8 protein-coding genes, 1 other RNA gene and 1 pseudogene are annotated in these 8053 nt (G+C 71.0%); 4 read left to right on the top strand and 6 right to left on the bottom strand.

The features are described 5' to 3' along the window. The 5 genes and pseudogenes from V7Q31_RS15925 to rnpB form a co-directional block, all read right to left on the bottom strand. A pseudogene (locus tag V7Q31_RS15925) lies at positions 1-316 on the bottom strand (hypothetical protein); the annotation flags it as partial. After that, positions 313-690 (bottom strand): cell division protein FtsL, encoded by a 378-nt coding sequence (gene ftsL / locus V7Q31_RS15920; protein WP_333834844.1) that lies wholly within the window; start codon positions 688-690, stop codon positions 313-315. The gene ftsL and the pseudogene V7Q31_RS15925, both read right to left, overlap by 4 nt. After that, positions 687-1721 (bottom strand): 16S rRNA (cytosine(1402)-N(4))-methyltransferase RsmH, encoded by a 1035-nt coding sequence (rsmH, locus tag V7Q31_RS15915; protein ID WP_333834843.1) that lies wholly within the window; start codon positions 1719-1721, stop codon positions 687-689. The genes ftsL and rsmH overlap by 4 nt, the downstream gene beginning before the upstream one ends. Further along, positions 1718-2194: a division/cell wall cluster transcriptional repressor MraZ gene (locus V7Q31_RS15910; RefSeq protein WP_333834842.1), complete on the bottom strand. Its 477-nt coding sequence runs from the start codon at positions 2192-2194 to the stop codon at positions 1718-1720. The genes rsmH and V7Q31_RS15910 overlap by 4 nt, the downstream gene beginning before the upstream one ends. A 496-nt stretch (positions 2195-2690) precedes the next feature. Next, positions 2691-3084, bottom strand: an RNA gene (gene rnpB / locus V7Q31_RS15905) — RNase P RNA component class A. A 118-nt stretch (positions 3085-3202) separates the two neighbouring features. On the opposite strand from rnpB, the gene V7Q31_RS15900 reads away from it, so the two are divergent. From V7Q31_RS15900 to V7Q31_RS15885, 4 genes are all read left to right on the top strand, one after another. Further along, the gene (locus V7Q31_RS15900) at positions 3203-4501 is read left to right on the top strand and encodes an HlyC/CorC family transporter (RefSeq protein WP_333834841.1); all 1299 of its coding nucleotides are present in this window, start codon (positions 3203-3205) and stop codon (positions 4499-4501) included. A 131-nt stretch (positions 4502-4632) separates the two neighbouring features. Next, complete coding sequence (locus V7Q31_RS15895; RefSeq protein WP_333834840.1) at positions 4633-5496, top strand: FAS1-like dehydratase domain-containing protein; 864 nt, start codon at positions 4633-4635, stop codon at positions 5494-5496. Positions 5497-5530: 34 nt separating this feature from the next. Next, positions 5531-6745 carry a CoA transferase gene (locus V7Q31_RS15890; RefSeq protein WP_333834839.1) on the top strand — a complete coding sequence of 405 codons (1215 nt, stop codon included), beginning with the start codon at positions 5531-5533 and terminating at the stop codon, positions 6743-6745. A gap of 41 nt (positions 6746-6786) precedes the next feature. Next, entirely contained in the window at positions 6787-7293 is a 507-nt protein-coding gene (locus V7Q31_RS15885; RefSeq protein ID WP_333834838.1) for an RraA family protein, read from the top strand. Positions 7294-7452: 159 nt separating this feature from the next. On the opposite strand, the gene V7Q31_RS15880 is transcribed toward V7Q31_RS15885, so the two are convergent. Continuing rightward, the gene (locus V7Q31_RS15880) at positions 7453-7986 is read right to left on the bottom strand and encodes an IS5 family transposase (protein ID WP_333834845.1); all 534 of its coding nucleotides are present in this window, start codon (positions 7984-7986) and stop codon (positions 7453-7455) included. Between the last annotated feature and the right edge of the window lie 67 nt (positions 7987-8053).

The raw sequence follows: 8053 nt of genomic DNA, 5'->3' as shown, positions 1-8053 counted from the left end.
CGTGGGGATGGGCGTAGATCGCGGCGGCGGGCAGGTTCATCGCCAGCGGCCGGCCCGCGCGGTCGACGATCTCGGCGCGGGCGACATGGGCGGGCGCGTCGGTGATCGCCATGCGCGGCTCGACGGGCTCGGAGAGCGCCAGCGTCGCCATCCGCCCCGCGACCCCGACGAAGCCCATCGCGAAGAACACCGCGACGAGCGCGAGGCGCCATTGCGCGCGGTCGGGTCGGTTGGGGTCGGGCGCGGGCGGCTCGGGCTCGGGGCGCGGCGCGCCGTTGAGAATGGCTGCGAGCAGGGCGGGATCGGGCCGGGTCATCGCCGCCGCTCCGGTCTGGGGGGCGGGGCGACGACGCCCAGACCCCGCGCGAAATCGTCGAGGCTCGCCCGCGCCCAGAAGGTTTCCGGCGGCGGCGGGGCGATGAGCGCGGCCTCGGCGAATTGCGCGCCCTGCATCGGCGCGAGGCCGAGCTCGCCGGCATGGGCGGCGACCAGCGCCGCGAGCCGCTCCGGCGCGTTCGCCCAGGCCCAATCGGCGCGCAGCACCGCGATCGCCTCGCGCTCGCGCGCGATCTCGGCGCGCAGGGCGGCGACGCGGTCGAGCGCGGCCTGCGCCTCGTAATTGACCCGGTAGGCCCAGAAGGCGACCAGCGCCACCAGCGCCGCGGCGCAGAAATAGAGCGCGGGCTTCATCGCGGCCTCCCCCCGCTCCAGGACGCGCGCAGCAGCGCGGGCGCGCCGAGGGCGGAGCGATCGACCGGACCGGCGGGCGCCGCCGTGCGCCGCGCCGCGCGCAGCCGGGCGGAGCGGGCGCGGGGGTTGCGCGCGAGTTCCTCGGGCCCCGGCTCGGTCGAGCGGCGGGCGAGCAGCTCGAAGCGCGGCGCGTCCGCCGTCTGTTCGGGCGCGTGGCGCGAGCCGTGCGGGGCGCGGCCCGAGCGCAGCTGCAGGAACCGCTTGACCATTCGGTCCTCCAGCGAATGGAACGTGACCACCGCCAGCACGCCGCCTTCCGACAACAGCCGTTCGGCGGCCTCCAGAGCGGCGATCAGCTCGCCCAGCTCGTCGTTGACGGCGATGCGCAGCGCCTGGAAGCTGCGGGTCGCGGGGTGGGACTGGCCGGGGCGCTGCGGCGGCAGGCGGGAGGCGACGATCTGCGCGAGCCGCCCGGTCGTCTCGATCGTCGCGTCTTCGCGGGCCTCCACGATGGCGCGCGCGATCCGCCGCGCCGCGCGCTCCTCGCCGAACTGGAAGAGGATGTCGGCGAGTTCGGCTTCCGAGGCGGAATTCACGATGTCCGCCGCCGAGCGGCCCGCCTGCGCCATCCGCATGTCGAGCGGCCCGTCGCGCAAGAAGGAGAAGCCGCGCTCGGCCTGGTCGAGCTGCATCGAGGAGACGCCGATGTCGAGCGCCACGCCCTGCGCCTCGGGCGCCCCATGCGCGGCGGCGATCTGGTCGAGATCGCCGAAACGCCCCTCCGCGAGGATCAGCCGGTCGCCATAGCGCGCGGCGAGCGCGCGGCCCCGCGCGACCGCGTCGGGGTCGCGGTCGATGGCGATCACTTTGGCGGCGCCGCCGTCGAGCAGCGCGCGCGTGTAGCCGCCCGCGCCGAAGGTGCCGTCGACATGCACGCCGCCGCGCTCGGGCGCGAGCGCGGCGAGCACCGCGTCGAGCAGCACCGGCGCATGCGGCTGCGCGGCGTCGGGGCCTGCCGGGGGGTGCGTCATGAGGCGTCCGCTGCGCGGGGGCGACCGCTCCAGGGCACGCGATGGAAATTCTCGAGCGCGACCGTGTCCATCGCCTCCTGCCGCGCCGCATAGGCGTCGGGATTCCAGATCTGGAAGCTCTTGCCGAGGCCCACGAACAGCGCCTGATCCTTCAGATCGACCAGCTTGCGCAGATCGTCGCCGAGCACGATGCGCCCGGTCTCGTCGACCTGAAGATGGCGCGCCTGACCCATCAGCTTGTTGGACAGCGCGATGGCGGCGGGGTCGAGCGGGTTCATGTCGTCGATGGCGTCGGCCATCTGCTCGAAACGGCCATAGCCGAAACCCTCGAGCGCGGGCTCGCCGCGCAGGCGCGGCACCAGCACCACGCCCGGCTGCTCCTCGCGGTCGAGAATCTTGCGGAACGGCGCGGGGATCGAGACGCGGCCCTTGGCGTCGATCTTGTGCGTGGAGTTGGACGAGAAAATCTTCATCCGTTCCAGTCCAACCGCCGCGAACCCGCTCCGTCCCAAGACCAACCGGGCTTGGCCCGCCGAAAAAACGAAACGGGCCGCGCGCCGTTCTCAGCGCGCGACCCGCTCGACTGCCCCTTCGCGCCATCGACTTCGCGCATCGCCGCCATTCAAGGCGGTCGTCCCGTTCTATCGACGCGGCAGATCGGATCGCCTGTATGACCTGCCTCTGTCTTTTTCTGGGCTGGTCCGACTTGCCTCGCAGCAAAGTCATGCCATGGGATTTTATGGTCTGCAAGTGGATTCTTGTGGCCCTATATGGAAAACTTTGTGGGAAAGATGGGCCCCGGCGCCGATCCTGAGTGCGGCCCGCCCGTCTCGACTTGGCAGGCGACCCAACTTATCCACAGATATTCATCTATTGTTCTTACTATATACCGCTTTCAATCCAGACGACGCCTGCGCCCATGCCGTCCCATGGGCTTTGGGGCGGCATGTGGACAACATCGCGGCGAGGAGGTGCGGACGGTCTGTAAGCCGGGTTCTGTCCCGCGCCGAAGCGCATGGATGGCCATTCATCTGGATCCGCCGTCGCCGGCGGATTCGCGCGATCAACCCGGACCGCCGGGCGGAGACGCCCGATGCGCGGTCCCTACACGATCTTGCTCCCGGCGGGGCTTGCCATGCCGCCCCCGTCGCCGGGGGCGCGGTGGGCTCTTACCCCACCGTTTCACCCTTGCCCGAAGCCGAAGCCTCGGGCGGTCTGGTTCTCTGTGGCGCTGTCCCTCGGGTTCGGCCCATGGTTTCCCACGGCCCTTCCCCGGCCGGGCGTTACCCGGCGCCGCGTCTCCGTGGAGCCCGGACTTTCCTCACCGCGCCTCGCGGCGCAGCGCGGCCATCCGACCGTCCGCGCCCGTGAGGTAGCCGGTCGGCCGCGACGGCGCAAGCAGGGGCGCCCGGCGGCGCGACTTGCCGGAACCCCGTCCCGCCCCCATAGATCGCCGGTGCCCTTGCGGACGGAGCCCACAGATGGACGCCTCGATCATCACTGTCCTCGCCATCCTCTGCCTGCTGGCCTTCTCGGCCTTCTTCTCGGGCTCGGAGACGGCGCTGACGGCCGCCTCGCGCGCCTCGATGCACCGCCTCGCCGAGCAAGGATCGAAGCCCGCCGCCACGGCGCTGCGGCTGACCGCCGATCTGGAGCGGCTGATCGGGGCGATCCTGCTCGGCAACAACCTCGTCAACATCCTCGCCGCCTCGCTGGCCACCGCGCTCTTCACCGCCTGGTTCGGCGAGAGCGGCGTCGCCTATGCGACGCTCGCGATGACCTTTCTCGTCCTCGTCTTCGCCGAAGTCGCGCCCAAGACCTATGCGATCACAAACCCCGAGCGCGCCGCGCTGCGAGTCGCGCGGCCGATCGCGGGCGTGGTGCGGCTGTTCGCGCCCGCCGTCTCCTTCGTGCGCTTCATCGTGCGGACGGCCTTCGCGCTGTTCGGTCTGCGCGCCGACCCGAACGCCCGCATCCTCGCGGCGCAGGAGGAGATCCGCGGCGCCATCGACCTGCACCATTCCGAAGGCGCCGTCGCCAAGGACGACCGCGACAGGCTGATCGCAGCCCTCGACCTGCGCGAGCGCGACATCTCCGAAGTCATGCGCCACCGCCGCAACCTCGTCTCGATCTCCGCCGACGAGGACCCCGAGACGATCCTGAACTTCTGCCTCGAAAGCACCCACACCCGCATCCCGATCTGGCGCGGCGAACCCGAAGACATCGTCGGCGTGCTGCACGCCAAGGACCTGCTGCGCGCCGTCCACCGGCTGATCCGCGAATCGGACGACGGGGTGGCGGCGCTGCGGCGGTTCGACGTGATGGAAGTCGCGATGGAGCCGTGGTTCGTGCCCGACACCACCTCGCTCGACGAGCAGATGCGCGAATTCCTGCGCCGGCGCAGCCATTTCGCCCTCGTCGTCGACGAGTACGGCGCGCTGCAGGGGCTGATCACGCTCGAGGACATCCTCGAGGAGATCGTCGGCGACATCGCCGACGAGCACGACCTCGAAGCCGAAGGCGTGACGCGCGAGGCCGACGGGTCCTTCACCGTCGAAGGCGGTACGACGATCCGCGACCTCAACCGGCTGTTCGACTGGCGGCTGCCCGACGAGGTCGCGACCACCATCGCCGGGCTGGTGATCCATGAGGCGCAGACCATCCCGACTGTCGGGCAGGTGTTCCGGTTCCACGATTTCCGCTTCGAAGTCGTCGAACGGAACCGCAACCAGATCACCCGCCTGCGCATGAAACCGCTCGCGGTCCCGACAGGGGCCTGATCGGCGCGCCCGATCCGGGCCGATGCGGCGAAACGGCGCAGATCGCTCTTTCCAGCGGCCGCGCGGCGCGGCATTGTCCGCACCGCAACTGCGAAAAGACCGTCGCCGAAAGATCGTTGGGGGGATGCGCGATGACCGAGGGACGCTGGGCCGACTGGATCGGCCGCGAGGAAATCCTGACAGACCGTCTCGACGAGAAATCCGCCCGCGCGATGGCGGCGACGCTCGACCGCGACCACGGCCACGGATCCGACGGCGGCATCGACACCGCGGCCGGGGCGGAACTGCCCTTCGTCTGGCTGTGGCTCTACTTCCTCGCCACCGTTCCCGGACGGAAGATCGCGCTCGACGGCCATCCCGAGCGCGGCGGCTTCCTGCCCCCGGTCGAGCTGCCGCGCCGCATGTGGGCCGGCAGCCGCTGCGTGTTCCACGACCCCGCGCGCATCGGCGAGGCGGTGGAGCAGCGCTCGCGCATCCTCGACGTGGCGGAGAAGTCGGGCAAGACCGGCGACATGGTGTTCGTCACCGTCGCCCATGAGACGCGCGCCGAGGGGCGGCTGGTCATGGAGGAGCAGCAGGACATCGTCTATCTTGCGATGCCCGAGAAGTTCGTCCCGCCGCCGCCCAAACCCCTGCCGGCCTGCGACTGGTCGGAGCCGCGCGCGGTGGACCCGGTGCTGCTGTTCCGGTTCTCCGCCCTCACCTTCAACGCTCACCGCATCCATTACGACCGCGCCTATGCGATGGACGTCGAGAAATATCCCGGCCTGATCGTGCACGGGCCGCTGCAGGCGATCATGCTCTACGACGCCGCGCGCCGCCACGCGCCGGGCCGGAAGCCCGCCCGCTTCGACTTCCGCGGCGTGCGCCCGCTCTTCGATTTCGACGAAGTGTCGCTCAACGGGGCGGCGCGCGCGGATGGCGGGGTCGATCTTTACGTCGCCACCGCCGACGGGGCGACCACGATGCAGGCGAAAATGATCTGGGCCGACTGAACGGCGCGGGCGCGACAAGCAGGGGGAGACGACCATGGTGAAAATTCTGCAGGGCCTTCGCGTCGTGGAGGGCTCGGCCTTCGTCGCGGCGCCGTTGGCGGGGATGACGCTGGCGCAGATGGGCGCCGACGTGATCCGCTTCGACCGGATCGAGGGTGGGCTCGACCACAATCGCTGGCCGGTGACGCAGGACGGCAAGTCGATCTTCTGGGCCGGGCTGAACAAGGGCAAACGCTCGATCGCGGTCGATTTCTCGACGCCCGAGGGCCGCGAGGTCGTGACCCGGCTGATCTGCGCGCCGGGCGAGGACGCCGGGATCTTCCTCACCAATCTGGGCGCGCGCGGCTGGCTCGGCTACGACGCGCTGCGCAAGCGCCGCGCCGATCTGATCGTGATGTCAGTCGGCGGCGACCGCAAGGGCGGACCGCAGGTCGACTACACCGTGAACCCCGCCGTGGGCTTCCCGATGGCGACGGGGCCGGAAGGCTCGACCGCGCCGGTCGGCCATGTGCTGCCCGCCTTCGACTGCATCGCCGGCCAGCAGGCGGCCTTGGGGATACTGGCCGCCGAGCGCCACCGCCGGCTGACCGGCGAGGGCCAGCTCGTCGAGATCGCGCTCAAGGACAGCGCGCTGGCGATGCTGGGCAATCTCGGCATCATCGGCGAGGCGACGATCAACGGCGTCGACCGCCCCAAGATGGGCAACTCGCTGTTCGGCGCCTATGCGCAGGATTTCCTCTGCGCCTGCGGCGGGCGGGTGATGGTGGTCGGCCTGACGCCGCGCCAATGGGCCAATCTCAAGGCCGCCACGGGAACCGAGGCCGCCTGCGACGCTCTCGCCGCGCGGCTCGGGGCCGATCTGGAGCTCGAAGGCCAGCGCTTCATCCATCGCCATGCGATCACCGAAGTCCTGAAGCCATTCTTCGACGCCCGCCGGATCGCCGATTTCGCCGAGGAGTTCGACAAGCGCGGGGTGACCTGGAGCCAGTACCGCACTTTCCGCGAGGCGGTCGCGCAGGACCCCGACATCTCGACCGACAATCCGATGTTCGCGATGCTGGAGCAGCCGGGGATCGGGTCCTATCTCGTGCCCGGCGCGCCCATGGACTTCTCGGCGCTGGCGCGCGAAGCCCCGACGCCCGCCCCGGCGCTCGGCCAGCACACCGAGGAGATCCTCGCCGAGATCGGCTATGACGGCGCCGAGATCGCCCGCCTGCACGATGCGAAAGCCGTGGCCAGCCCGAAATAGGGGCGCCGCCAACCGCCGACCCACTCGCACGGAGCCTCCGCATGCCGCCAAGTTTCGCCACCCCCGTCACCGACATCGTGGACGCCCTCCGCGACCGCGCTCGCATCCTGCCGGGCGACTGGCGCTTTTTCACGGGCGTCGCGCGCTTTCACGGGCCGGCCCGCCCGGTCGCGCTGAACGGCCCCGACAAGGCGCTGGCCGAGCTTCTCGGAACGCCGGGGAGGGGGGCGGTCGCCGTCGTGTCGGTCGGGGCGGGCGACCGCGTCGGCGTGTTCGGCGACGGGATGGCCCGCGCCGCGGAAGCCAATGGCTGGGCGGGGGTGGTGATCGACGGGGCGGTCTGCGACGTGGCGCTGATCCGCCCGCGCGAAATCGGCGTCGCCGCCCGCCGTGCCGCGCCGATCTTCCTGCGCGAGGGGTTGGCGGGCGCGCCGGCGCCGTCGGTCGCGATCGGGGGGGTCGTCGTGCGCGACGGCGACTGGATCGCCGCCGACGAAGACGGGATCGTCGCGCTCGACGCGGAGACCGCGGCCCGCTTGCGCGGCTGAGGGGCGAGGGCTGAGGCCCGGGCGTCCGGGACGCGCGAGGTTCCGCCGCGGTCGACATGTGCGCTGAGGACCGCGCCTTCCCTCGGCTGGGCGCTTCGCAACGACTGCGCCATGCGCTTTGTGGCGCAAAATACCCGTATGTCCGGTTTCCGTGTCGCCCTAGGCCGTGTGGACGAATTGGACCAAGATGGATCCGATGGCGAGGGCGGTGAAGGTCGCGAAGTTCGCCTTTGTCTTCTCGCAGCGAAGTGCGATGCGCTTGAGCCTCTTGAGCTTGCCCACGGCCTGCTCGATGCGGGCGCGGCCTCGGTAGAGGGCGCGCGCGAAGTGCTTGACGGGCGCAGCGGCGTCGACCTTGTGCGGGATCACCGGGACAGCGCCGCAGGCGCGGGCGGCGGCCCGGTTGGCGCGGCTGTCAAAGCCCTTGTCGGCGACCACGGCGCGGGGCGCGGCGTCCGGGCCGAGGTGCGGCAAGGTCTCGAACATCGGCGCGTCGGCCTTCTCGCCGCCGGTGATCTCGAAGGCGATCGGGCGCCCGTCGAAGTCGGTCTTCAGGTGGATTTTGGTGGAGTATCCGCCTCTTGAGCGCCCAAGCCCGTTCGCTTCGGCCCCCCTTTGGCGCCGGCGGCCGAGACGTGGGCGCGCACCACGGTGCTGTCGAACATCTGCACCACGCCCGCCGTGCGGCTGCATTCGGCGAGCATCGCGAAGAACGCCTCGAACACCCCCGCCCGGCTCAGCCGCGAGAACCGCTTTGACC

Origin of the sequence: Rubrimonas sp. (assembly GCF_036788415.1) — a bacterium.
Lineage (GTDB): Bacteria > Pseudomonadota > Alphaproteobacteria > Rhodobacterales > Rhodobacteraceae > Rubrimonas.
This window is presented reverse-complemented; position numbering and strand designations above follow the sequence as displayed.

Excerpts from the sequence above, each read along its gene's own strand:
- ftsL (WP_333834844.1), bottom strand. The coding sequence starts at position 690 with ATGAAGCCCGCGCTCTATTTCTGCGCCGCGGCGCTGGTGGCGCTGGTC.
- rsmH (WP_333834843.1), bottom strand. The coding sequence starts at position 1,721 with ATGACGCACCCCCCGGCAGGCCCCGACGCCGCGCAGCCGCATGCGCCG.
- V7Q31_RS15910 (WP_333834842.1), bottom strand. The coding sequence starts at position 2,194 with ATGAAGATTTTCTCGTCCAACTCCACGCACAAGATCGACGCCAAGGGC.
- V7Q31_RS15900 (WP_333834841.1), top strand. The coding sequence starts at position 3,203 with ATGGACGCCTCGATCATCACTGTCCTCGCCATCCTCTGCCTGCTGGCC.
- V7Q31_RS15895 (WP_333834840.1), top strand. The coding sequence starts at position 4,633 with ATGACCGAGGGACGCTGGGCCGACTGGATCGGCCGCGAGGAAATCCTG.
- V7Q31_RS15890 (WP_333834839.1), top strand. The coding sequence starts at position 5,531 with ATGGTGAAAATTCTGCAGGGCCTTCGCGTCGTGGAGGGCTCGGCCTTC.
- V7Q31_RS15885 (WP_333834838.1), top strand. The coding sequence starts at position 6,787 with ATGCCGCCAAGTTTCGCCACCCCCGTCACCGACATCGTGGACGCCCTC.
- V7Q31_RS15880 (WP_333834845.1), bottom strand. The coding sequence starts at position 7,986 with ATGCAGCCGCACGGCGGGCGTGGTGCAGATGTTCGACAGCACCGTGGT.